This window comes from Kitasatospora sp. NPDC057904 (genome assembly GCF_042887925.1).
In the GTDB taxonomy this organism is placed as follows: domain Bacteria; phylum Actinomycetota; class Actinomycetes; order Streptomycetales; family Streptomycetaceae; genus Kitasatospora.
The window spans coordinates 63,998-87,945 of the sequence record NZ_JBHVOL010000010.1 but is presented as its reverse complement, the minus strand read 5'-3'; the positions used below and the strand labels follow the sequence as shown (position 1 = coordinate 87,945).

Genomic DNA, 23,948 nt, shown 5'->3' with positions numbered 1-23,948 from the left:
TGAGTGGAGGCGCCCGCACAGGAAGTCGGCCAATTCGACCTCCCACGCACCCTGCACACCCACCCCAACCGGCGGCCGCGCGCACGCAAGCCAGCAGGCACAGCCACGCAGGCCAACAGTTGGAAGCAACACGGTCGGAAAGCGGATCCTGCCGGACACAGGAAGTCGAGCCAACCGACTTCCTGTGTCCGGCGGTTGGGAGCTGGGCGAATCGACGCGGCACCGCTAGCGGCCGGGTGACGCGCGGAAGATCGGGCCCGTCGACTCCTCGTGCCCGGCCGTTGAGGGGGCAGGCGAAGCAACGCAGCACCACCTGGGGCAGGGGCACGCAGGAAGTCGAGCCCGCCGACTTCTCGCGCCCGGCGATAAGGGGCCCATGAGCGGAGCGCTGACGAAAGGTCGGCCTCATCGACTTTTCGTCAGAGCGTGCAGAGTAGGTGGAACCGACACCGCCGGACGCGGAGCCGTTGGCGAGGTGGGACGCAGGAAGTCGGGCACGTCGACTTCTCACGCCCGGCGATAAGGGCACGGGCGAAGCGACGCGGGGCCGGCTGGGGCTGAGGCGCGTAGGAAGTCGAGGCGGCCGACTTCTCACGCCTGGTGATATGGGGGCGGACGAAACGACGCGGGGCCGGCTGGGGCTGAGGCGCGTAGGAAGTCGAGGCGGCCGACTTCTCGTGCCCGGCCATAAGGGCACGGGTGAAGCGACGTGGGGCCGGCTGGGGCTGCGGCGTGGGCGATGTTTTGCGGGTGGGGTGTCCATTGGGTGGGCGGGGGTGGCCGGGGTGGGGGTGGTCGGGTTGGGTGGGCGGTATGGGTGATGGGCGGCGGTGGGTGGTGTTGGTCGTCGGGATGGTGGCGATGGCCTCGGGGTGTGCGTTCCAGTTCGGGTTGCCGTACCTCATTCCGGCCTTGCGGGCGGGCGGGTTGTCCCTGGGGCAGGCGGGGTTGGTGGCGGCCTGTCCCACCATCGGGTTGGTGTTGACGCTCGCGGCCTGGGGTGCGGCGGCGGACCGCTGGGGGGAGCGGTGGGTGCTGGCGTCGGGGCTCGGGGTGGGGGGCCTGGTGCTGCTGGGGGCGTCGGCGGTGCACGGGACGGTCGGGTTGGCGGTGTGCTTCCTGGTCGCGGGGGCGGCCGGGGCGTCGGCGCACGCGTCGAGCGGGCGGTTGATCCTCGGGTGGTTCCCGGCGCGGGAGCGCGGGTTGGCGATGGGGCTGCGGCAGACGTCGCTGCCGTTGGGAGTCGCGCTGGCGGCCCTCCTGCTGCCACCGTTGGCCGCACACGGACGGTCCTTGGCGCTGGCGGTGCTCGGCGCGTTGAGCGTGGCCGCGGCACTGCTGGTCGTCGTGCTGGTGCGGGACCCGGCGCGGCTCGGGGGCGGCTCCGGGGAGAAGCGCGGGAACCCGTACCGGACGCCGGTGTTGTGGCGGCTGCACGGTGCGGCGACCCTGCTGGTCGTGCCGCAGTTCACGGTGTCCGTGTTCGCGTTCGTGTTCCTGGTGGAGGAGCGCGGCTGGTCGCCGTCGACGGCCGGTCCGGTGCTGGCGGGTGTGCAGGTGGCGGGGGCCGGGGCGCGGTTGGCGGCCGGGTGGTGGTCGGACCGGGCGGGGAGCCGGACGGTGCCGATGCGGCGTCTGGCGCTGACGGCGGCCGGCGTACTGGCGGTGCTGGCGGCGGGGGCGTTCGCGCGCTCGGCGGCGGCGACGGTGGCGTTGATGGCCGCGGGCGTGGTGACGGTGTCGACGAACGGGCTGTCGTTCACGGCGGTGGCCGAGTACGCGGGCGGTTCGTGGGCGGGCCGCGCGCTGGGGGTGCACACGACGGTGCAGAACGCGGTGGCGGCGGGCGTCGCTCCGACGGCCGGTGCGTTGATCGGCGTGACGGGCTACGCGTGGGCGTACGCGGCGGTGGTGGCGTTCCCGCTGGTCGCGGCGCTGGTGGTGCCGGGGCCGGACTCCTTGCGCGGGACGGCACTTGACCTCAAGGGCGCTTGAGCTCATCGAATGGTCGCATCCGATCCGTCGATGCGACGGGCGAGAGGCGAGAGGTCAGGTCATGACGAACGACGTGCTGGTGGTGGGGTCCGTCCCGGAGGACGTGCGGCGGGCCGCGACCGGGGTGGTGAAGGCGCTGGAGCGGGCGTTCAACGAGAAGGACGGGGACGCGCTGGCCGCGCAGTTCGCGCGGCGGACGTCGTGGTCGAACGCCCGCGGCCTGCGGCTGGACGACCGCGCGTCGATCGCCGAGTTCAGCGGGCCCGCGCTGAAGGGGTTCCTCGCGGACTTCTACGCGCGCTACGACGTCGTCAAGCTGCTGGAGATCGCGCCCGACGTCATCGCGGTGAACGTCGCCCAGCAGCCGACCGACCGGGCGGGCAACCCGGTCGACGGCGTGCGCGGGGCGACGCTCTACATCGTCGCGCGGCAGGACGAAGGCTGGCGGATCGTCGCCGGCCAGAACACGGCCGTCGAGCCGCCCGCCGCCGAGCCGCCCGCCAGCAACTGACGTGAGGCGCCAGGGCCCCGACCGGGAGGACCAACCCGGCCGGGGCCCCGACGTGTTGTGTGGACGGTCTCCATACTGTTGCGGAACTCCCCTCCGAATGTTGATAGAAGGCGTCGCTACGCGCATGGACGTGCCCTGACCTGCCCGCTTTTGGAGTTCGCTACGGTACGGCTGGGTTTCCTTTGCTCCCGATCTCGTTGACCCGCTTTCAGCGGCTCTGCTTTGCTTCGGGCCACCCTTTCGGCCCCATGAACCGCCGGCGCACCCCACACCTCCGCGCCGGCGGCAGAGAGGAACCCTCACGATGGGCATGTCCCCCACCTCCAGAGTCCTGACCGGCCTCTCCTCGCTGGTGCTGGCCGCCGCCGGCTTCGCCGGTGCCGCACCCGCGCAGGCGGACCAGCCCGGCAGCGAGTTCGCCGGGCACACCCACCCGTACCGGCACGGCGTCGTCCCCACCAAGGAGGCCGGCGCCGCCGCGGCCGGGAAGCGCACGTCGAACCTCAACTACGGCGGCGGTGTCGACGGCATCGGCGTCACCACCGGCGCTCCCAGGGTGTACCTGGTCTTCTGGGGCTCCCAGTGGGGCACCCAGGGCACCGACGCCAACGGCTACACCACGCTCTCGGGTGACCCGAGCGGCATCGCCGTCCGCGCGCAGCAGTTGTTCAAGGGCCTGGGCACGAACAACGAGACCTGGTCCGGCGTCATGACGCAGTACTGCGAGGGCATCACCAAGGGCGCGACCTCCTGCCCGTCCACCGCCGCCCACGTCGGCTACCCGACCGGCGGCGCGCTGGCCGGCGTCTGGGTCGACCCGTCGGCCGCCGCCCCGGGCCAGGCCACCGGCAACCAGATCGCCAACGAGGCGATCAAGGCCGCCGGGCACTTCGGCAACACCACCGGTGCGGCCAACCGCAACGTCCAGTACGTGGTGCTCTCCCCCACCGGCACCCACCCGGACGGCTTCAACACCACCTCCGGCAGCTTCTGCGCCTGGCACGACTGGAACGGCGACTCCACCCTGAGCGGCGGCGCGGCCTCCTCCCCGTACGGCGACATCGCGTTCACCAACGACCCGTACGTCACCGACATGGGCACCTCGTGCGGCCAGAACTACGTCAACACCGGCACCGCGGGCCTGCTGGACGGCGTGACGATGGTGTACGGCCACGAGTACTCCGAGACCATCACCGACCAGAACCCGGCCGGCGGCTGGACCGACTCGTCCGGCTCCGAGAACGCCGACAAGTGCGCCTGGAAGGGCACCGGCGGCGTGGGCGGCGCGCAGAACGTGACGCTCGCGACGGGCTCGTTCGCGATGCAGGGCACCTGGGCGAACGACTACAACGGCGGCGCGGGCGGCTGCGAGATCTCGCACCCGGTCGTTCCCTGAACTGTCCGGGCACCCGTCCGGGCACCCGTCCGGGCAACCATCCGGGCAACCGTCTGAGCACCACGTGAGAACCATCTGAAGGCCGCCGGAAAACAGGCGCCGGGGCGGGCAGTGCGGGCCCGCCCCGGCGCTTTGCCGTGCCCGGGGGGATAGGGGCGCGGAGCCGCCGTCGGGACCTACGGTGCGACGAGGCCGAACTCGTAGGCCTGGATGACCAGGTGGACCCGGTCGCGGGCGTCGAGTTTGGCGAAGAGCCGGGCGACGTGCGCCTTCGCCGTGGCCACGCTGATGACGAGTTCCGCGGCGATCTCGGCGTTCGACAGCCCCCGCCCGACCAGCGTGAGCACCTCGCGTTCGCGTTCGGTGACGATCGAGGCGACGGGCCGGCGCGGGGTCGGCGCGGACTGCGGGCGGGCGGCGAACTCGCCGATCAGACGGCGGGTGACGCTCGGCGCGATGAGGGCGTCCCCGGCGGCGACGACGCGGATGCCGTCGAGGATGGTCTCCAGGGCGAGGTCCTTGACGAGGAACCCGCTCGCGCCGGCGCGCAGCGCGCCGTACACGTAGTCGTCGTCGTCGAAGGTGGTGAGGACGAGCACGTGGGTGTCCACGCCGGGGTCGGCGGCGATGCGGCGGGTGGCCTCGATGCCGTCGACGCCGGGCATGCGGATGTCCATGACGGCGACGTCCGGGCGCAGCCGGGTGACGAGGTCGACGGCCTCGGCGCCGTCGCCGGCCTCGCCGACGACCTCCAGGTCGGGGGTGTCGGCGATGAGCACGCGCAGGCCGGTGCGGATGAGCGGCTGGTCGTCGACCAGGACGACTCGGATCACGGTCCCACCTCCAGGGGGAAGTCCGCGGGGAGCGGTAGTCGGGCGGCGACGCGGAAGCCGCCTTCGGGGCGCGGGCCGGCGCTGAACTCGCCGTTCAGCAGGCTGACCCGTTCGCGCATGCCGGCGATGCCGTAGCCGGTGCCGGATCCGCGCCCCGGGCCCGAGCCGTGGCCCGGGCCGGCTCCGGAGCCGCCGCCCGCGCCGGCACCGACGCCCAGGTCGACGACGGTGACCTCGACCTCGTCCGGGCGGTGGTCGACGGTGACGTGGCAGTCCCTCGTCCCGGAGTGCTTGACCACGTTGGTCACCGCCTCCTGGACGATCCGGAAGGCGGCGAGGTCGACGTCGGCGGGCAGGTGGCGCGGCTCGCCGGTGCGGGTGAGTGCGACGCGGACGCCGGCGACCGCGGTGTTCGCCACGAGCCGGTCCAACTCGGCCAGTCCGGGCGCGACTTCGAGCGGCGCGGACTCGCCCTCGCCCTGCCGCAGCGCGCCGAGCATGCGGCGCAGTCCGGCGAGGGTCTCGCGGCTGGTGGCCTCGATGGCATCGAGCGCGTTGCGGGTCTCGGCGGGCTGGGTGTCCATGACGCGGCGGCCCATGCCGGCCTGGATCGCGATGATGCCGATGTTGTGGGCGACCATGTCGTGCAACTCGCGGGCGATGCGCAACCGTTCGGCGGTGACGGCCTGTTCGGTGGCGCGCCCGCGCAGGGCTTCGGTGTGGCGGCGGCTCTGGTGGATCGTGTTGCCGACGAGCCAGGCGATGGCAACGGTCGCGCCGATGCCGCCGTAGGCCATCGGGTTGACGGGGTAGCCGTTGAGGGCGCCCCAGAGGAACAGTCCGAGGAGCATGGCGAGCGGCATCCCGGCGGCGCAGAGGGAGACGAGCCGGGTGCGGGTGGCGGCGCAGTAGCCGACGACGGCGTCGGCGATCAGGAACTGGAGGACGGTCGTCTCGGGGACCTTCCACATGCCGAGCGAGAAGAGGCCGCCCGCGAGCGCCACCGCGATGGCGGCGAGCGGCAGGCGCACCAGCAGCGCGGCGACGGACGTGGTGACGACCGCCGTGACGACGAGCGGCATGTCCTCGGGGTTGCCGTCATAGGTGAGGAGGTGGCGCAGTTCGTCGGCGCGCGTGAAGAACCGGAAGACGACGACGGCCGCCCAGAACGCCGCCACCCACACGCCCGGGGGCAGGCGCCGGAGCAGCGGCGGGCGGGCTTCGATGATCATCGCCCGATCGTATCGATCATCCGTGCGCCGCACAGTGGCCCACGGGCCTAATCCCCGGGGCCACTGCACCGGTCGCGCGGTGTGTCCCGTGGGCCGCGCGGTGTGTCCCGTCGCCCGATGCCCGTGCACGGCTCCGACCGGCACCGTTGTCCCCGTGATCGAGATCGAGCGACTCAACAAGCGGTACGGCGACAAGCTCGCCGTCGACGACCTGTCCTTCACCGTCCGGCCGGGCACCGTCACCGGCTTCCTCGGCCCCAACGGCGCCGGCAAGTCCACCACCCTCAGGATGGTCCTGGGGCTCAACACGCCCACCGGCGGCACCGTCACCGTCGACGGCGTCCCGTTCGCCGGGCGCCCGCGCGGCCTGCGGCACGTCGGCGCCCTGCTGGACGCGCAGGACGTGCACGGCGGGCGCAGCGCCCGGGCGCACCTCGCGGCGCTGGCCCGCAGCAACCGGATCCCGCTCGGGCGGGTGGACGAGGTGCTGGCGGAGGTCGGGCTCGGCAAGGCCGCCGGGCGCCGGATCGGCGGGTACTCGCTGGGCATGAAGCAGCGGCTGGGCATCGCCGGCGCGCTGCTGGGCGATCCGCCGGTGCTGCTCTTCGACGAGCCGCTCAACGGGCTGGACCCGGAGGGCGTGCTGTGGGTGCGCGGGCTGTTCCGGCGGCTCGCGGAGGAGGGGCGGACGGTCTTCGTCTCCAGCCACATGATGGCCGAGATGGAGCACACCGCCGACCGGCTGATCGTGATCGGCCGGGGCCGGCTGATCGCCGACGAGAGCCTCGCGGACTTCTCGGCCCGGCACGCGGTGGCGGGCGTGGCCGTGCGGACGCCCGAACTCGCCTCACTGGTACCGGTCTTGACGGACGCGGGCGCCGAGGTGCGGCGCGAAGGCCCGGAGGCCGGCCTGGTGACCGGCCTGCCCGCCGCCCGGATCGGCGAACTGGCCCTGCGGCACGGCGTGGTGCTGCACGAGCTCGCCCCCCGTACGTCCTCCCTGGAGTCGGCGTTCATGTCCCTGACCGCCGACAGCGTCGAGTACCTGGCCGGAGATGCCCGATGAGTACCGTGACCGTTCAGCCCGCAGCCCCGCTCCAGCCCGCGGCGCCGCTTCACCCCGAGGCGCCGCTGCACCGCTTCACCGACCTGCTCGCCGCCGAGTGGATCAAGCTCCGCTCGCTGCGGTCCACCTACTGGGTGCTCGCGCTGGCCTCGCTGGTGGCGATCGCGGTCAACATCAACGCCGTCCACACCGACCTGACGTACATCGACCACCCGCCCGCGCGGATGCCCGGCATGCCGCCGTACCGGTACGACCCGCTGTACCACGGGCTCGGCAGCATTTCGAGCGCGCTGATGGCCGTCGCGGCGGGCAGCCTCGGGGCGATCACCGTCTTCGGCGAGTACACCACCGGGCTGATCCGCACCACGTTCGCCGCCGTGCCCGACCGGCGCGGGGTGATCGGCGCCAAGGTGCTGCTGATCGGCGGGATCACCACGCTCGCCGGGGCGGTGGTGTCGGTGGTCTCCTTCTTCGCCACCAACGCGATGCTGGCCTCCCGGCACGTCGGGCTGTCCATCACCGACGACGGCTGCCTGCGGGCGGTCCTCGGGTACGCGGCGATCGTGCCGGTCTGCGCGCTGATCGGGATGGCGCTGGGGGCGCTGCTGCGGCACGCGACCGCGTCGATCGTCTCGCTGGTGATGCTGCTGTTCATCCTGCCGATGATGTTCGGCGGGGACCGCTACCGGTGGCTCAAGGAGATCGGCACCCACCTGCCGCTGGCCACCGTGCAGCGGCTCGCCATCAACCCGAACTCGACGACCACGATGGGGAAGTACGCGCCGAGCGTGCTGGACTCGTGGATCACCATGGGGGTGTGGGGCGTGGCCGCGGTGGCGGTGACGGTCGTCCTGGTACGGCGGCGGGACGTGTGAGGACGGGCCGGGGCGGCGGGACCCGCGGAGGTCAGTCCGCTCCCAGGCGGCGGGCGATCGCGGCCGGCAGCGGGTACGGGCGCTCGGGCGGCAGCAGGCGCTCGGCCTGTGCCGCCCGGCCGGCCCGGACCAGGTCGGCGATCCGGTGCACCCGCGGCGTGAGGTCCGTGAGGCCGACCACCCACTCGTCGGCGAACGTCCGGATCAGCGAACGGCCCACCCCCACCTGGATGCTGTAGTGGTTGAGCGCTCCCCCGCGCAGCGTCCGCTCCGGGTCCCACTGGACGTGCACGGCCGCATCCGCGACCTCGTCCGGGTGCGCCGTCGTCAGGACCGCCCGGGCCAGGGCCTCCTCCCAGCCCTCGCGGGTGATCCGGACCGCCAGCACCCGCGTCTGGCCGGGCTTGCGGGCCCAGTTGCTGCGGTGCATGAGCCAGCGGAACGACGGCTTGATCCAGGTCATCCGCCGGAACGAGAACGGCGCCACGAACCGGCCCGCCGCGAGCGCCGGGTCGGCGACGGCGGGGGCGTACGCCTGGTAGAGGACGATCGTCCGCTCGTCGTGGTCGGCCCGGATCCCGTACAGCGCGGTCATGCCGACGCACGTTGCCAGGAGGGGCGGGCGGCGGCAACGGGATTTGCGGGCTCCCGGGCCTCAGCCTGCGGCGGGCTCCACGACGCCGGCACTGACGGCGGCATCGGCGGCGGCACCGGCTGAGGCATCGGCGGAGGCCTTGGCGGAGGCATCGGCGGAGGCCTTGGTGCGGAACGCGGCCAGCGTCTCCGCGCTCACGCCGCAGGCCGGGAGGAAGGCGGCGGCGCCGCCGTGGCGGGTGCGGACCAGGTCGAGGAACACGGCCATCGCCTCGGCCGGGGCCTGCAGCAGCGGGGCCGGGATGTGCAGGTCGGGCCGCTCGTTGAGGGCGGTGCGGTGGCGGTCGGCGAGACCGGCGAAGATCTGCGGCAGCGCGTCGGCGGTGCGGACGTAGTCGGCGACGATGAGCTCGGCCGGGACGCCCAGCAGGTCGAGCAGCAGCGCGGTGAGCAGCCCGGTGCGGTCCTTGCCGGCCGCGCAGTGCAGCAGGACGGCGCCCGGACGGGCCGCGGCCTCGACGGCGGCGGCGACGGCGGCCGGGGCGGACTCGGCCATCAGCACGTAGAAGTCGCCGAGGTCGGCGGCGGTGGTCATGGTGCGCAAGCGCTCGGCGAGGCCGTCGGTGGCCGGGTTCACCGGGGCCGCGACGACGGCTATCCCGGCGGACTCGGCGGCGGCCCAGTCGGCCGGGTCGGTCTCGGAGCCGTCGCGCAGGTCGACGATGGTGCGGATGTCGCAGGCCCGCAGCTGCTCGACGGTGGCGGCGTCGGCGGCCGGGAACGGCTGGGCGGAGCGGTAGAGCACACCGGGGCGCACCCGCAGGCCCTCGGGGTCGCCGAGGACGGCGGAGTCGCGGAAGTTGACCAGGGACATGCGCGGCCTATGCCTTTCGAGAGGACATCTAGACATCTAGATGTGTCGTCCAGATGTCTAACCGCTCCGGGGGGTCGCGGGCAAGCCGCCATCCCCCGGGGCTACCTTCCATGGCACCGCTCCGGGGCCGGATCGTCGAGCCGGGGCCCGCGCCGGACGGGAATCGTCGGGCCGGGAGCTTCGTAGGATCGTGCCCGTGGCGACCAACCCTCCCAGCACCCCCCTCTACCGCCGCCTGGCGCGACAGCTCCAGGAGCGGATCGACGCCGGCGCGTACCCGGCGGGCGCCCGGCTGCCCAGCGAACCGGAGCTGAGCGCCGAGTTCGGTGTGAACCGGCTCACCGTCCGGCAGGCGGTGGCGGAGCTGGAGCGCGCGGCCGTCGTCGAGATCCGGCGCGGGGTCGGCACGTTCGTCCGGCCGCCGGCGGTGCGCGTCTCGATCACGGTGGACCCGCGCAGCCAGCGGTTCGACCTCGGGAGCGTGCACAGCGCGCTGCCGGGCGCCCCGGAGGGCGGGGACGGGGAGTTCGTGCTGGGCGCGCGGCCGGTGGCCGGCTCGGCGGAGGACGAGGAGGCCGCCCGGCAGCTGGGCCGCGGGCCGGGCGAGCTGTCCCGCGTCGACACGGTGATCCGCCTCGGCGGGCGGGCCCGGGCGGCGTGCAGCTACTGGGTGCCGTTCGGGCCGCTGCCCGCGGAGCTCGTCCGGCCCGGCCGGCCCGGCAACCTGGTGCTCGACCTCGCCCGCGCCGCCGGGGTCGAGCTGGAGTACGACTGGCGGGCGTTCGGCGCGATCGGCGCCGACCTCGCCGACGCCGAACTCCTCGGCGTCCCGGCGGGCACGCCGCTGCTCGTGCGCGAGGGCGTCAGCTGCACCCCGGACGGCGCCCCGGCGCTGTACGTGCGGCGGCGGATCGACGGCAGCAGCGCGCGCTTCGTCCTGCACTTCCGCGAGCCGCTGGGAGCGGAGCCGGGCGACTCGGCGGCGGGCGGGCCTGGGACGGGTGGGCCTGGGCCTGGCGACTCGGCGGCGGGCGGGCCCGAGCCGGACGGGCCTGGGCCCGGCGACTCGGCGGCGGGCAGGCCTGGGCCGGACGGGCCGTAGCGGTCCTGCTAGGGTTCCGCGCCGGTAGCGGCACGAACGAAGAGCGGGGCGGAACACGATGACGGCGGGGAACGAACCCGGACCCGACCCCGGCATACCCGCCGAACTGGCCACCGCCTGCACGGACTTGCTCGCCCAGGTCGCCCGCACCGGCCGGCTCCCGCGCCGCGCCGAACTGGAGCACCTGCGCACCCTCGGCGAGCACTGCGCCGAAGCCGGCTACGGCCTGCGCGAGGTGGTCGCCCACGGCCTGGCCGCCACCCGCCGGGCCTGGCACACCCTGCCGGACGTCACCGCCGCGAGCGGCGTCGGCGACCTGCGACGCACCGGCGACGCCGTCCTCGCCGCGACCGAGGCCGCCCTCGCCGCCCTCGGCGAGGGCCACGAACGCGCCCAGCGCATGGCGGTGCGCCAGGAGGAGTCCGCACGGCGGGAGTTCATCGACGACCTGCTGCACGGCCGCACCGACCTCGGCGCCCTCGCCGAACGCGCCGACCGCTTCGGCCTGCGGCTCGCCAGCGCCTACGCCGTCGCGGTGGCCGCCGTCGACGGGCCCGCGGCGGACGCGCACCACGTGCACCACCTGGTGAGCCGGGTCGAACGGGAACTGGTCGGGCGCTTCGGCGAACGGGGCGTCCTGCTGACCGGCAAGGACGGTCGGCTGGTGTGCATCGCCCCGGACAGCGAACGCGTGGTGCTGGAGGCGTTCACCGAACTGGCTCTGCGCCCCGGCACCGGCTACCGCCCGGTCCGGCGGGTGGCGACGGGCCGCCGCCACTCGGGCGCGAGCGGGGTGCTGCGCAGCTACGAGGAGGCACTGGGGGCACTCGACTACGCGGAGCGGCTCGCCCTCCCCGCACGGCAGTTGAAGGCGGAGGAGCTGCTCGTCTTCCCGGTGCTGATGCGCGACCGCGCGGCCATGGCGGACCTCGTACGGACGGTCCTGGGCCCGCTGACGGAGGCGAGGGGCGGGGCCCGCCCGCTGCTGGACACGATCGTGGTCCAGTCGGAGACGGCCTACGTCAACGCGGAGGCCGCCCGCCGCCTGGGCCTGAGCGTCCGGACCCTGGGCTACCGCCTGGAGCGGATCAAGGCCCTGACCGGCTACGACCCGTCCGACGCCCTCCAGCGCTTCACGCTGGAGACGGCGGCCATGGGGGCCCGGCTCCTGAACTGGCCGGAGCAGCCGCTGTAGCGACGCCGGCCGGCGGGCGCGCATGAACGCGGGCGGGCGTGCTTGGGCACACGCGCGTTTCCGGGTGTCAAAGGGGCGTCAAGATTGCCGGGTCCTGGCAATGTGCGGAGGGCCTCCGCACTGTCACGATCTCCGTGGCGCCGAGGTGTGCGGTGCCACCGGAACGCGCTCGGGGGCGCGGCCCACGACGGGGGGACGTCGCGGCCGCGGCGGGCTGTCCGGTGGTGCGGGCGGCCCGGTGCCAACGGTCGTCGCCGGGTTCGGACCGACGGCCGTGGGCCGGCGCCCGACAGGGGGTGGCGCCGGCCGCAGTGGGGGTGCCGGGCACCGTGCCGGGGGGGCACGAGCCGGTGGGCACCCCGGGGGGTATGCCGGTCACGTCGGTCACGGTGTCGGGGGACACGGTGCCGACGCGACCGGCCGCCGCGCGCCGCAGCGGCCCCGAAGCCCGTCCCGCCCCCGGAGAGCCGGTCCCCTAACCGCAGCCGAACACGTCGTCCACCAGTTCCAGCCACAGGTCGAGCCTCGGCGCCACGTTCTTGAACATGTGCTTCGCACCCCGCCGCCGCTCGTAGGACACCACCAGCAGGTGGGCCACACGCTCCGTTTCGGCCGGGAGCTGACCGTGGATGATCTCCGTCCAGCGCGGCGAGTTCCGCCCCCCGTCGTGCAGCGTTGCGCGCGGCAGCATCCGGCAGGCGCCCCAGATCACCAGTTCGGGCGCGTACTCGAGCAGCTTGTAGTGGCCCGTGCTGTGGCGCTTCCGGAGCCGGGCGAGCGCTTTCTGCGCCTCCCTCCGCGCCTCGACGGCCCGTTGGACGCTGATCGCGTGCACGTCCTCGTGCACGATGCTCCGGTAGGCGTCGCTGCCGAGGTCCGACCAGAGCGCGTCCAGGCCCTCGTCGGTCTGCAGCCGATTGCTCAGCCGGGGGCTCGACCCGCGGGAGAGCGCCGCCAGGGACCTGAACACGTCCGCGATCGTGAAGCCCACCGGGTGCGGCCCGGACACGACACCCCGGCGGGTGTCGAAATAGCTCCCCTCTGCCGCAAATTCCTACCGCACGGCCCGGAGGTGCGGGCAACTGCCCAGATTGTCCTGCGGAACGGCCGGACTGACGCACCGGTCCGCCGTGTCGCACAGGTCCCGGGTCCGCCGGCGGTCCTCACCGGTGACCACGACCACCCACAGCACGGCCTTGACCAGTTCCGGCGGCGGCAACTCGCGGGCGACGTGGGCCATAATCACCAGCCGCTGGAACCCGTCGTAGCACTCCAGCCCCGAAACCCAGAGCCGGCCGCCCCCGCGCACCCGGTCGGCCTCCCACTGGAGGCTCTCCGCTCCGAGGACGATCGGTCCGCCGACGAGGCCGAAGTCCTGCGGACGCCGGCGGAGCATCTCGGCGAGCGCCTGGTTCCCGGGGCTCTCCGGCAGGTAGCCGCGCCTGCTGCGCAACGCGATCGCCGCGTCCGGCATGGCCGCCAAGGCGGCCAGGGCGATCGCGTCGACCTGCACGAGCCAGCGATCACCGAGCGGTACGGCGTGGAGCACCGGAAGGACATGCCGATTGGCCGACGGGCGGGTGTCGGCCTTCCGTGAGATTCCTTGCCAAGCATCAAGCGGTGCAGCGTAGTTGTTCATGGCTGGTTCAACGCAGGGTGGGCCCGCGGGTTGCGGAGCCCGGGGCGGGACCGGCTCCGCGCGTCCCGCCTTCCGGGCGTCTTCCCCACCCCCGCCGGATGGAGCCCTGCCGAGGCGGCCTGCCGGTCGCGGCGCCGCCGGCACGGCCGACGTCAGTCCACCTCATGGCCGCCCCGGGCCTTCCCTGCACGTCCCGCAGCACGACACCCTGGTCTTCACCGGGCACTGCGCAATCTCGAAGATGGGCGAGGCGATGGAGCTCATCACGGCGTGGCTGCGGAAGACGATGGTCGGCTGATCATCTCGTCGCAACGAATTCGCACGACTTCGAACGAACGAGCCCCGCGCGTGGCGCGCGAGTCCGCGCCTCACGTGCGGGGCTAGCTTGTCTGCATGATCGCTCAGGAACCCGATCTCGCCGGGTTGCGCCGGGTCTACGGGCGTACGGGCAGCCGGCTGTTCTACAGCCGGGTGGCGCGCAACGCCCGGCACTGGGGGTGGACCGAGCCCGGGCAGTCGAAGTGGCGCCTGTGGCGGGCGCAGCGGCAGCTGGAGGACGTGCTCGGCCGCAGGCTCGCGCTCCCGCCGGGCGCCGAGGTGCTGGACGCGGGCGCCGGGGCGGGCGTGGTGGCGCGGGCGATGGCGGTGCGGTTCGGGCTCGCGGTCACCGGCGTCGACCTGCTGGACTTCCACGTCGACGAGGCGAACCGGCTGAGCGCCCGCGCGGGACTGTCCGACCGCACCACCTTCTCGTGCGGCGACTTCCACCGACTCCCGTTCCGCGACGGCACGTTCGACGGCGCGTACTCGATGGAGACGCTCGTCCACTCCTACGACCCGCCGCGCGCCCTCGCCGAGCTCCACCGGGTGCTGCGCCCGGGCGGGCGGCTGGTGCTGCTCGGTCCGATGAGCACCGTCCCGTTGAACGAAATGGCGCCGGACGCACGGGCGTTGCTCGAACCCTACCTGGACGCGATGGTGATGACGGGCGCCAAGGTCTACCACGCCCGCAACCTCCCGCACCTGCTCGCCGAGGCAGGGTTCGAGGTCGAGGAGGCACTGGACGCGACGCCGTACTACGCGCCGACGACGGAGGCCGTGTACGCGTACTTCCGGCTGCCCTGGGCGGTGCTGCGCCGGTTCGGCGATCCGGCGCGCTGGCTCAACCTCCGTTCCACGGTGGAGATGTACGCCGTGCGGGCATACGTCGCCTGGTACGTCCACACCGCCGTCAAGCCGAATGCCGTCAAGCCGCTCTCCCCCGCTTCCGCCGCCGAGCCCCCGAGGTGAACCGCATGACGAACGCCGCCCCACTGCCGTACCCGAGCGGCTGGTTCTGCGTCGGCCTCGCCCGGGACGTCCCGCCCGGCCGGGTGCGGACGGCCCGCCTGATGGGCGAGGACGTGGTGCTGTACCGCACCCGGCGCGGCACGCTGCGCGCGGTGGGCCCGCACTGCCCGCACCTGGGCGCGCACTTCGGGGCGGGCGGGACCGTCCGGGGCGAGGACCTGGTCTGCCCGTTCCACGGCTTCGCGTTCGGGCCGGACGGCTCGTGCACGGGCGCACCGGACGGCACCCGGCTGCGGGCGGGCCTGACGCACAACCACCTCGCCGAGCGGGACGGCATCCTGTACGTCTGGCGGGGGATCGCCGACGAACCGCCCACGTGGGAACTCCCACCGCCGGTCGGGGCGGTGCCGCTCGCGTGGTGGCGCGGGGAGGTGCTGTCGCACCCGCAGGAGGTGGCGGAGAACAGCGTCGACTTCCGGCACACCGCCGTCCTGCACGGCCTGGACACCCGGGAGACCGCCCCGCCGGAGATCGCCGGCCCGCTGTTCACCGTCCACCAGCGCACGACCACCCGCTTCCCCGGCCTCGGCGCGGTCAGCCTGGAGCAGCCGGTCACGCTGGCCGGACTCGGCTCGATCCAGGTGGTGGCGGAACTGCCGGGACTGGGCCGCCGGCTGCGGGTGTGGGTGCTGTCCACACCGGTCGCGCCGTGGCGGACGGCGGTGCTGATCGCCGTGGCGGTCGGCCGGCCGGCACCGGGGGTGCCGGGGGCGCCGAGGGTGCCGGGGCTGCCGGGGCTGCCCGGGCTGCCCGGGGTGCTCGCCTCGGCGGCGGACCGGGCGGCGGACCGGGCGGCGGCGTGGGTGGCGCTGCGGGGCACCGTGCGCGTCGTCAAGCAGGACCGCCCGGTGCTCGCCCACAAGCGCTACCTGGCGCAGCCGCGCCTGGTCCCCGGGGAACGCTCGATCGGGCTGCTCCGGCGCTGGGCGCGCCAGTTCTACGGCGAGGAGATCGGCGGAGCGGTCCGGCCCGAGCCGTTCGCCGACGGGGCGCCGACGGAGGGGGCGCTGGCGGACTGACGGGTCGACGGACCAGCGCCTCCGCCGCTCAGCTCCGCGCCGCCTTCCCGTCCGCCGCGAGCGCGACCAGGCCCTTGTCCGTCGGCCCGTAGACCCTTCCGCCGCCCGCCCAGAACGGCACCAGGGCGGTCGTCTCGGTGCTCGGCGTGAAGTCGAAACTCCACCGGGCGTCGCCGGTGTCCGGGTCGAGCGCCCACACCTGTCCGTGCGCCCACACGTACACGTTGCCGTCCGCGCAGAACACCTCGATCCGGTTGACCGAGCCGATCGGCAGCGACCCCGACCAACGGACCGCGCCGCTCTTCGCGTCGAAGGCCTGCACGACCACCGCCGGTCCCTCGAACTGCGACGCGGCCGCGTAGACGGCGGTGCCGTCCGGACTCGCCGCCGCGGCCTGGAAGACCGGCCGGCCGGGCGACTGCCACGCCACCGCGCCGCCCTCCGGGTCGAGGGCGTAGAGGTGGTCGGTGAGGAACAGGAACCGGCCGCCGGCCGAAGCGTGCGGGCCGTCGGAGAAGGCGGGGAGGGTGGTGAGCGAGGTGATCGTGGTCCCGGCTCCGGGGGCGGGCTGCTCCCACACCGTCTTCCCGGCGGCGGTGGTGTCGAGCGCGGTCAGCTTGGAGATCGTGCGGTCGGCGGTGGCAGTGTTGTACAGCACGCGGGTGCCGGAGGACGGCACCAGGAGCCGCCCGTACACCGGCTGGGTGTGGGGGTAGGTGGTCTCCCAGCGGACCGCCTGCGTCGCCGGGTCGATCGCCTGGACGAAGGTGGCCTGCTGGTACTGCGGCGGCGCCGGCGGGGCGACATGGGTGACGGTCCCGTCCCCGTGGACGTACAGGACCCCGTCGAGCAGGCCCGCGAGGGAGACGTTCGTGAGGCCGACGGCCTTCCGGGTGATCGACCAGGCGACGGTGCCGGTGGCGAGGTCGACGGCCTTGATCGCGTAGTTGAGGTTGAGGGGGTCGGTCAGGCTCACGAACCCGCCGGCGTAGGCCTTGCCGCCACCGACCACCAACGCGCCGGAACCGAGCCCGGTCCACGAACGGGCCATCTGGTTCGACAGCGGGCCCCAGAGGGGACGGCCGGACTGGTCGAAGGCGCGGACGCCGGTCATCCCGGCGACCAGGACGGTGCCGCCCTCGCCGGCCAACTGGATCGCGGGCTCGTCGAGTTGGGCGGTCCAGAGGGGAGTGGCGGCGGTCTTGGTGTCGATCGGGCGGGTGAGGTCGGTGGGGGCGGGGCGTCCGGGGGCGGCGGTCGAGGGCTTCGCTCCGTCGCCGGAGGCCCGGTCCGAGGAGGACGGGAGCGCGTAGTACAGCGCGGCGCCGCCCCCGGCCAACGCCACGGCTCCCCCGGCCAGGCCCAGGAGGAGCTTGCGGCGGGAGGGCCTGGGCTGATCGGTCGGCCCGCCCGGCTCGTGGGCTGGTTGGGGCTGCGGCGGTGCGGCGGGCGGCGCCGCGGGCGGTGCGAAAGGGGGCGCCGCGGGCGGCGCCGCGGGCGGTGGCGGGACGGACGGCGCGAGCACAGCCGCCGCCCGCTCGATCTGCGTCACCAACGACGGGTGCAGCCAAGGACCTTGGGCCACCGCCCCCGCACCGCCCTGCGCGAGCGCGGCCACGACCTGCTCCGGCGTCGGACGGTCCGCCGGCTCCTTCGCCAGGCAGGCCGCGATCAGCAGCCGCAGCCCGCCGGGCACCGCCGACAGGTCGGGCTCCTCGCCCGCCACCTTCTGCAGCACCGCCAGCGGGTGCCCGCCGTCGAACGGCCCGCGCCCGCCGGAGGCCGCGTACACCAGCGTCGCGCCGAGCGAGAACACGTCGCTCGCCGGGCCCGCCGTCCGGCCCAGCGCCTGCTCCGGGGACATGTACGCGGGCGTGCCGAAGATCGCGCCCTCGGCGGTGAGCGCGGTGCCGTCGGCCGCCCGCGCGATGCCGAAGTCGATGACGTGCGGGCCGTCCAGCGCCAGCAGGACGTTGCTCGGCTTGAGGTCGCGGTGGGTGAGCCGGGCCGCGTGGATGGCGCGCAGCTCCTCGGCGATCCCGGCCGCGACGATGCGCAGCACGTGCTCGGGGAACGGCCCGACCAGCATCACCGCCTCGTCCAGGCCGATGCCCGGCACGAAGGCGGTCGCCAGCCACGGGACGGGCCCGTCCGGGTCGGCGTCCACGACCGGCGCGGTGAACGCCGACGACGCGGCGCGCGCGGCGGCGACCTCGCGCCGGAACCGGGCGCGGAAGCCCTGGTCCCCGGCGAGTTCGGGTCGCACCACCTTGACGGCGACCGTCCGTCCGCCCGCCGACCGGCCCAGGTACACGACGCCCATGCCGCCCGCCCCGAGCCGGCCGAGCAGCGCGTACGGGCCGATCCTGGGCGGGTCGGCGGGGTCCAGCTGCCGCATCATCGGGTTCCGTTCGGTTCGGGGGCGGGGGCGGGTTCAGGGGCGGGGGCGGGTTCAGGGGCGGGGTGGTCGTGCACGGTCGTGCTCACGCTCCGTTCGCGTGCAGGGCGGTCACCGTGGACGTGCTCGGGTCGGACACGCACAGCCGCCCGTCGCCGGCCGTCCAGGCCAGGGTGGTCGGGTCCTTGCCCTTCAACCCCGAGTACTTCCAGCGGGGTTTGCCGTCCGCCGGGTCGAGCGCCCACAGGACGGTGTCCGGGCCCATCCGGTAGAGGTTGCCGTCGGCGAGCAGGAGGCGGGCGCCCAGGTACGCGGCGTCCGGCGGGTCGGGCGGCAGCGGGGTGCGGTGGCGGGGGCGGCCGTTGCCGGTGTCGAGGGCGGCGACCGAGACGCCTCCGTCCGCGTCCTTCATCAGGCAGTGCACCGTGCCGCCGTCCGCCGAGGCCGCGAAGCCGTCGCCGCGCAGGGAGGCGCCGATGACGCCGTCCGTCGTCCACGTCGGGTTGCCGGTGGCCGGGTCGAGGGCGGTCAGGGTGCCCCGGACGGCGTCGGGCACGAGGTAGTGGCCGCCGGCGGCGGTCAGGCCGAGGGAGGGCATCCTCCGCTCCCACGCGACCTCGCCCTTGGCGTCCAGCATCTTCAGGGTGTCCTGGGTGCTCAGCGCCGCGTGGTCGTCGCCGGGCAGGAGCGCGAGTTCGAGCAGCTGCGCCTGGTCGCCGTGGAGCCAGGCGGTACGGCGGCCGGCCAGGTCCACCGCCCACACGTGGAAGCCGGTGTCCGCGATCCCCCGGTCCGCGCCGTCGCCGAGGCCGATCAGGTAGGCCCGGCCGGCGCGGACCCCGGCGAACAGCAGCTCGCCCACGGCGTGCGGGTGGTCCTGCTGGAGCCGCCAGTCGACCGAACCGTCGGCCGGGTTCACGCTCACCAGCTCGCTCCTCGGCGCGGCTCCGACCATCGCCATTCCGACGGTGTAGAGGCGGTCGCCGCCCAGGGCCGAGAAGTTCCGGGGCATGCCGCCCATCGCGTAGCCGGCGTCCGCCGTCCACTTGGTGTGCCCGGCGTCGTCCACGCCCCAGATGTGGCCGAGCCCGATGCAGGCCGTCACGCCGGGGGCGGAGAGGAGCTGGGGGCAGGCGGACGGCAGGTTCACCTTCCAGGCGAGGGACGCCTCGGGGACGGAGGCGACGGCGGGGCGGGTGGTCGTGGCGCCCGTGGTGGCGGCGGCTCCGGGCGGCGCGTGGACGTCGCGGACGTCCTGCTCGTGGACGTCCTGCTCGCGGAGGAGAGCGACGGTGGTGGCCGCGCCCGCTGCGGTGAGCACGCCGCCGCCGATGGCCAGCAGGACGCGACGGCGCGGGAGCCGGCGACGCGGGGGTTGGCGGGGTGGGGCGTCGGCCGGGGGCGGCGTGTATGCCGGGGGCGGGTATGCCGGCGGCGGGTATGCCGGTGACTCCGGTGGCTCCGGGGACTCCGGTCTCTCCGATGGCTCGGGTGCCGCGGTGAGGACGCCCCGCATCGCGAGCACGTCCGCCGTGACGGCCTGCGGGAGCCAGCCGCCCGCCGTGTCGGGACGGCCGATCCGCTCGACCAGCTCGACGAGCTGCCGCGGGGCCGGCCGGTGCACCGGGTTCCTCGCGAGGCAGGCGCCCACCAGGTACCGGAGGCCGTCCGGCAGACCGCTCAGGTCCGGCTCGGTGTTGACCACGCGGAACAGCACGGCCGCAGCGGCACCCTCGCCGAACAGGTGCCGTCCGAGTGCCGCGTACGCGACCGTCGACCCGAGCGCGAACACGTCGCTCGCCGGGGCGAGCGGCTCGCCCAGCGCCTGCTCCGGCGACATGTACGGCGCCGAACCGATCACCGAACCGGTCGTCGTCAGCCCGGTGCCGTCGGCGGCGCGCGAGATGCCGAAGTCGATGACGTGCGGACCGTCCAGCGCCAGCAGCACGTTGCCGGGCTTGAGGTCCCGGTGGATCAGCCCGGCACGGTGCACCTCGTGCAAGGCCTCGGCGAGCCCGGCGGCCAGCGTGCGGACCGTCCCCTCGGGTAACGGGCCGTGCCGCGCCACGGCCTCCTGCAGCGGGACGCCCACGACGAAGGCCGTGGCCATCCAGGGGGTGACGGCCTCCGGGTCGGCGTCGACGACGGGCGCGGTGAACGCCCCCGACACCCGGCGCGCCGCCGCGACCTCCTGCCGGAACCGCGCGCGGAAGCCCGGGTCCCCGGCCAGCTCCGGCCGCACGACCTTGACGGCCACGGTCCGCCCACCGGCCGACCGGCCCAGGTACACGGCCCCCATGCCACCGGCCCCGAGCCGTCCGACCAATGCGTACGGCCCGACCTGTCGCGGATCCGCAGGCCCGAGTTGCTCCACCGTCTCCCCCTCCCCGCGAGCCCTCAAAGGCTAGGGCCAACCGCGGTGCGGTGACAGTGGATCATCCGGGTTTTATCGACCCGGCACTGCCCGGCACCCACCCCGGTGGCGGAGCCGCCAAACTCTCCCACACCGGATCCACCACCCCCGGCACCGCCCGCCCGGCCGCCCACCAGAGCCGCACCAACTCGGCATAGATCGGCACCCCGGCGACGTCCCGCAGAATCGTTTCCTCGCCCAGCGACGCAACACAATCACTCACGCCCCGCCCAACGCCCCCACCCCACCGGAGACACGCCCCCACCACCCCTTCACCCCGAATCCCCACCCCACTTCGCACAGAAAGTCGACCCAGCCGACTTCCTGTGCGCCCACCCCCAACCGCCCTCCCCTACAACGCCCTACGAGCCACCCCTGCACAGGAAGTCGGCGAGCTCGACTTCCCGTGCGCTCACGCGAGGGCCAACCGGAGCCGCCGCGCTCGCACAGAAAGTCGGCGAGCCCGACTTCTCACGCACCACTCACTCACTCGGAGACCCCACCCCACACGCCACCCACCAGCCGACACACAGAAAGTCGACGTGGCCGACTTCTTGCACGCTCACCCTCGAAATCCACCTCAAGCCCGCACACGAGGTCGACCAACCCGACTTCTCACACACCCACTCACTCACTCGAAACTCCACCCTGCACACCACCCAGCAGCCAATACGCGAGAAGTCGGCAGGCCCGACTTCTCGCGTGGGCTGCACAAGAGTTGGGGCGTTGGGATTGGTGCGTCAAAAGTCGGGTCGGCCGACTTCCCATGCGGGTTGGGTGCGCCGCCCGTACAAGCCAGCGGGCGAGGAAGGCGCCAGCTGCGTACAGGAAGTCGAGCAGACCGACTTCCCACGCGGGACCGGCGCGAGGGGCGGTGGGTGCCAAGGAATCACTAGCGCTGGTTCGTCGGCGGCGTGAGGGATGACGCCGCCAACGCCGGCCGGCGAGCCTCGCGCAAGAGGCGGTCGGCGGGCGAGCGCGCAGGAAGTCGAGCAGACCGACTTCTCGTGCGGGGTCAGCCGGTGCCTGGCGTCCGGCTCAGTGCACCCCCAAAGCACAGGGATCGCCGCTGCATAGGAAGTCGGGCGGGCCGACTTCTCACGTAGGTGCTGGCATGCGAAGAGTAGCGCCGTCAGATGGTGCGTTAGCGAACGATGTGGACGCCGATGCGCAAAGAGTCGGGCGGGCCGACTCCTCGCGCAGGCGCTGCAACGCGACGAGCAGCACCGGCGGCCGCCGCGTGCGGGTGCACGAAGGGGTCGCCAATGCACAGGAAGTCGAGCTGGCCGACTTCTCGTGCGCAGCTCGATGGGCGAAATAGCGCAGGGGGCGGCGGTGCACAGGAAGTCGGGCTGGCCGACTACCTGCGCGTGGCCGCCGGGTGGGGCGGCGATGCTCAGGAAGTCAGGCGGGCCGACTTCCCGCGCGGGTGCTGGGGCGCGACGAGCAGCACCGGCGGGCGCCGCGCGCGGGTGCACGAAGGGGGCGGCGGTGCACAGGAAGTCGGACGGGCCGACTTCCCGCGCGGGCGCTGCGGCGCGACGAGCAGCACCGGCGGGCGCCGCGCGCGGGTGCACGAAGGGGTCGCCGATGCGCAGGAAGTCGAGCTGGCCGACTACCTGCGCGTGGCCGCCGGGTGGGGCGGCGATGCTCAGGAAGTCAGGCGGGCCGACTTCTCGCGCGGGTGCTGGGGTGCGACGAGTAGCGCCGACGGGCGCCGCGCGCGGGTGCACGAAGGGGTCGCCGATGCGCAGGAAGTCGGGCTGGGCGACTACCTGTGCGTGGTCGGTGGGTGGGGCGGCGATGTGCAGGACGTCGGGTGGGGTGAGGTGGGGTTAGGGCTTGGAGCGGGCGGCGGCGAGGAGGGCTGGGACGGTGGCCAGCTTTACGCGGGGGCGGCCTTCGGCTTCGCCTCGGGTCCGTTCGGCGCGGTCCACGGCTCGTAGTTCCTTCAGGCCCACCGTGTCGGGGCGCCGGGAGCGGATGAGGTGGTCGAGGTCCTTGCGGGTGGCGGCCGGGGTGGGGAGGGTGCGGGCGGTGGCGTCGTCGAGGAGGGCGTCGACGGTTTCGCGGGCGCAGGCGCGGTTGGCGCCGATGCCGCCGGACGGGCCGCGTTTGGCCCAGCCGACGACGTAGGTGCCGGGGAGGCCGTCGACGCGGCCGCCGTGGTGGGCGACGGTCTCCGTCGTCTCGTCGAACGGGAGGCCGGGGATCGGGACGCCCCGGTGGCCGATGGAGCGCACGACCAGGCCGGCCCGGATCACCTCCTGCTCCCCCGTGGCCCGCCGGACCGCGACCCCCGTCACTCCCCCGTCGTCCCCGGTCAGAGCCGTGGGGGTGGAAAAGAAGCGGAGCACCAAGCGGCGAGCCCCCTCGGGCTCCGCCGAGCCGTCGAAGCGCACCAGCGGCAGCCCGTCCAGCAGAGGCGCGGGGGCGGACCCGGACGAGTCCACCACCACCTCCACCCCCGGCAGTTGGCGCAGCGCGAGGAACTCCGACCGCGTCCACGCCGCCTCCGCCGGCCCGCGCCGCGCGAGCAGGACGACCTCCCGCACCCGGCTGCCGCGCAGGGCGGCGAGCGCGTGGTCGGCGATGTCGGTGGTGGCGAGCCGGTCGGGGTCGGTGAGCAGGATGCGCGCGATGTCGACGGCGACGTTCCCGTTGCCGATCACGACGACCCGACCGCACGAGGACGAGGACAGCGTCACCGCGTCGGCCGGCACGGTCGGTTCGGCGTTGTACCAGCGCACGAAGGTGGTGGCGGGGAGGCTGCCGGGCAGGTCCTCGCCGGGTATGCCGAGCCGCCGGTCGGCCGCCGCGCCGACGGCGTAGACCACCGCGTGGTGGTGGGCGGCGAGTTCGTCGTGGGTGAGGTCCGTGCCGGCCTCGACGTTGAGGTACATCCGCAGCCGCGGATCGTGGAAGACGCCGGCGAAGCTCTCGGCGATGCGCTTGGTCGACTGGTGGTCGGGGGCGACGCCGTGCCGCAGGAGGCCGCCGGCGACGGGCAGCCGGTCGATCATGGTGATCTCGGCGCCGGTGGTGCGCAGCAGTTCCTGCGCGGTGTACCCGGCGGAGGGCCCGGTGCCGACGACGGCGACCCGCAGCGGCCCGAGCCCGTCGGGCAGGCTGCGGGGGAAGGTGGGCGCGCCCCACGCGTGGTCGTTGGGGTGGTCGCGGTACCAGTCCCGGTTGAGGTCGCCGTACACGGTGTCGGGCCCGCGGAGCCGGTCGACGGGGAAGACGGCGTCGACCGGGCAGGCGTCCGCGCACGCGCCGCAGTCGATGCAGGCCGCCGGGTCGATGTACAGCATGTCGGTCGTGCCGAACTCCGGTTCGTCCGGGGTCGGGTGGATGCAGTTGACCGGGCAGACGGACACGCAGGAGGCGTCGTTGCAGCAGGTGCGGGTGATCGCGTAGGCCATGGCCGGGGGTGGGTCCTCACTGAGTGGGGGG

At 74.2% G+C, this 23,948-nt stretch carries 20 protein-coding genes; 11 read left to right on the top strand and 9 right to left on the bottom strand.

Going from position 1 to position 23,948, the window contains the following annotated elements; all coding sequences use genetic code 11:
* The first annotated feature begins 813 nt into the window (after nt 1–813).
* The 3 genes from ACFVSN_RS24915 (at nt 814) to ACFVSN_RS24905 (ending at nt 3,902) form a co-directional block, all read left to right on the top strand.
* Complete coding sequence (locus tag ACFVSN_RS24915; RefSeq protein ID WP_387956603.1) at nt 814–1,995, top strand: MFS transporter; 1,182 nt, start codon at nt 814–816, stop codon at nt 1,993–1,995.
* A 61-nt stretch (nt 1,996–2,056) separates the two neighbouring features.
* Nucleotides 2,057–2,506, top strand: a complete 450-nt coding sequence (locus ACFVSN_RS24910; protein ID WP_387956602.1) for an SgcJ/EcaC family oxidoreductase — start codon at nt 2,057–2,059, stop codon at nt 2,504–2,506.
* A gap of 304 nt (nt 2,507–2,810) precedes the next feature.
* Complete coding sequence (locus ACFVSN_RS24905; protein WP_387599718.1) at nt 2,811–3,902, top strand: hypothetical protein; 1,092 nt, start codon at nt 2,811–2,813, stop codon at nt 3,900–3,902.
* A gap of 176 nt (nt 3,903–4,078) precedes the next feature.
* Here ACFVSN_RS24905 and ACFVSN_RS24900 read toward each other — a convergent pair whose 3' ends face one another.
* Nucleotides 4,079–4,735: a response regulator gene (locus ACFVSN_RS24900; protein ID WP_380441947.1), complete on the bottom strand. Its 657-nt coding sequence runs from the start codon at nt 4,733–4,735 to the stop codon at nt 4,079–4,081.
* A complete protein-coding gene (locus tag ACFVSN_RS24895) occupies nt 4,732–5,967 on the bottom strand; it encodes a sensor histidine kinase (RefSeq protein WP_380441945.1) in 1,236 nt (411 codons plus the stop codon). The genes ACFVSN_RS24900 and ACFVSN_RS24895 overlap by 4 nt, the downstream gene beginning before the upstream one ends.
* A 154-nt stretch (nt 5,968–6,121) precedes the next feature.
* Here ACFVSN_RS24895 and ACFVSN_RS24890 point away from each other — a divergent pair, with 154 nt between their 5' ends.
* On the top strand, nt 6,122–7,033 hold the full coding sequence (locus ACFVSN_RS24890) for an ABC transporter ATP-binding protein (RefSeq protein ID WP_380506906.1): 912 nt from the start codon (nt 6,122–6,124) through the stop codon (nt 7,031–7,033).
* On the top strand, nt 7,030–7,908 hold the full coding sequence (locus ACFVSN_RS24885; RefSeq protein WP_387599722.1) for an ABC transporter permease: 879 nt from the start codon (nt 7,030–7,032) through the stop codon (nt 7,906–7,908). The genes ACFVSN_RS24890 and ACFVSN_RS24885 overlap by 4 nt, the downstream gene beginning before the upstream one ends.
* A gap of 31 nt (nt 7,909–7,939) precedes the next feature.
* Here the strand turns inward: ACFVSN_RS24885 and ACFVSN_RS24880 are convergent, their stop codons facing one another.
* The gene (locus tag ACFVSN_RS24880; protein ID WP_387599724.1) at nt 7,940–8,503 is read right to left on the bottom strand and encodes a DUF4291 domain-containing protein; all 564 of its coding nucleotides are present in this window, start codon (nt 8,501–8,503) and stop codon (nt 7,940–7,942) included.
* Nucleotides 8,504–8,563: 60 nt separating this feature from the next.
* Entirely contained in the window at nt 8,564–9,376 is an 813-nt protein-coding gene (locus ACFVSN_RS24875) for a tyrosine-protein phosphatase (RefSeq protein WP_387599727.1), read from the bottom strand.
* 196 nt (nt 9,377–9,572) lie between these two features.
* Between ACFVSN_RS24875 and ACFVSN_RS24870 the strand changes: the two genes are divergently transcribed.
* Entirely contained in the window at nt 9,573–10,478 is a 906-nt protein-coding gene (locus tag ACFVSN_RS24870) for a GntR family transcriptional regulator (protein WP_387599730.1), read from the top strand.
* A gap of 58 nt (nt 10,479–10,536) precedes the next feature.
* Nucleotides 10,537–11,673 carry a PucR family transcriptional regulator gene (locus tag ACFVSN_RS24865; RefSeq protein ID WP_387599734.1) on the top strand — a complete coding sequence of 379 codons (1,137 nt, stop codon included), beginning with the start codon at nt 10,537–10,539 and terminating at the stop codon, nt 11,671–11,673.
* A 475-nt stretch (nt 11,674–12,148) separates the two neighbouring features.
* Here ACFVSN_RS24865 and ACFVSN_RS24860 read toward each other — a convergent pair whose 3' ends face one another.
* Nucleotides 12,149–12,643, bottom strand: a complete 495-nt coding sequence (locus ACFVSN_RS24860) for a hypothetical protein (protein ID WP_380441931.1) — start codon at nt 12,641–12,643, stop codon at nt 12,149–12,151.
* A gap of 84 nt (nt 12,644–12,727) precedes the next feature.
* Nucleotides 12,728–13,222: a hypothetical protein gene (locus ACFVSN_RS24855; protein ID WP_387956601.1), complete on the bottom strand. Its 495-nt coding sequence runs from the start codon at nt 13,220–13,222 to the stop codon at nt 12,728–12,730.
* A gap of 483 nt (nt 13,223–13,705) precedes the next feature.
* Between ACFVSN_RS24855 and ACFVSN_RS24850 the strand changes: the two genes are divergently transcribed.
* On the top strand, nt 13,706–14,602 hold the full coding sequence (locus ACFVSN_RS24850; protein WP_387956600.1) for a methyltransferase domain-containing protein: 897 nt from the start codon (nt 13,706–13,708) through the stop codon (nt 14,600–14,602).
* Nucleotides 14,603–14,607: 5 nt separating this feature from the next.
* Nucleotides 14,608–15,681: a Rieske 2Fe-2S domain-containing protein gene (locus tag ACFVSN_RS24845; RefSeq protein WP_387956599.1), complete on the top strand. Its 1,074-nt coding sequence runs from the start codon at nt 14,608–14,610 to the stop codon at nt 15,679–15,681.
* A gap of 28 nt (nt 15,682–15,709) precedes the next feature.
* On the opposite strand, the gene ACFVSN_RS24840 is transcribed toward ACFVSN_RS24845, so the two are convergent.
* Both ACFVSN_RS24840 and ACFVSN_RS24835 read right to left on the bottom strand, forming a co-directional pair.
* Complete coding sequence (locus tag ACFVSN_RS24840; protein WP_387956598.1) at nt 15,710–18,082, bottom strand: PQQ-binding-like beta-propeller repeat protein; 2,373 nt, start codon at nt 18,080–18,082, stop codon at nt 15,710–15,712.
* An 82-nt stretch (nt 18,083–18,164) separates the two neighbouring features.
* Entirely contained in the window at nt 18,165–20,453 is a 2,289-nt protein-coding gene (locus tag ACFVSN_RS24835) for a PQQ-binding-like beta-propeller repeat protein (protein WP_387956597.1), read from the bottom strand.
* Nucleotides 20,454–20,503: 50 nt separating this feature from the next.
* Here ACFVSN_RS24835 and ACFVSN_RS24830 point away from each other — a divergent pair, with 50 nt between their 5' ends.
* Together ACFVSN_RS24830 and ACFVSN_RS24825 are read left to right on the top strand one after the other, a co-directional pair.
* Nucleotides 20,504–20,650 (top strand): hypothetical protein, encoded by a 147-nt coding sequence (locus tag ACFVSN_RS24830; protein ID WP_380506873.1) that lies wholly within the window; start codon nt 20,504–20,506, stop codon nt 20,648–20,650.
* A gap of 1,107 nt (nt 20,651–21,757) precedes the next feature.
* Nucleotides 21,758–22,438, top strand: coding sequence for a hypothetical protein (locus ACFVSN_RS24825; RefSeq protein ID WP_387956596.1), 681 nt, complete (start codon nt 21,758–21,760; stop codon nt 22,436–22,438).
* On the opposite strand, the gene ACFVSN_RS24820 is transcribed toward ACFVSN_RS24825, so the two are convergent.
* Nucleotides 22,328–23,917: an FAD-dependent oxidoreductase gene (locus ACFVSN_RS24820; RefSeq protein WP_387956595.1), complete on the bottom strand. Its 1,590-nt coding sequence runs from the start codon at nt 23,915–23,917 to the stop codon at nt 22,328–22,330. The genes ACFVSN_RS24825 and ACFVSN_RS24820 overlap by 111 nt on opposite strands.
* Nucleotides 23,918–23,948 lie beyond the last annotated feature (31 nt).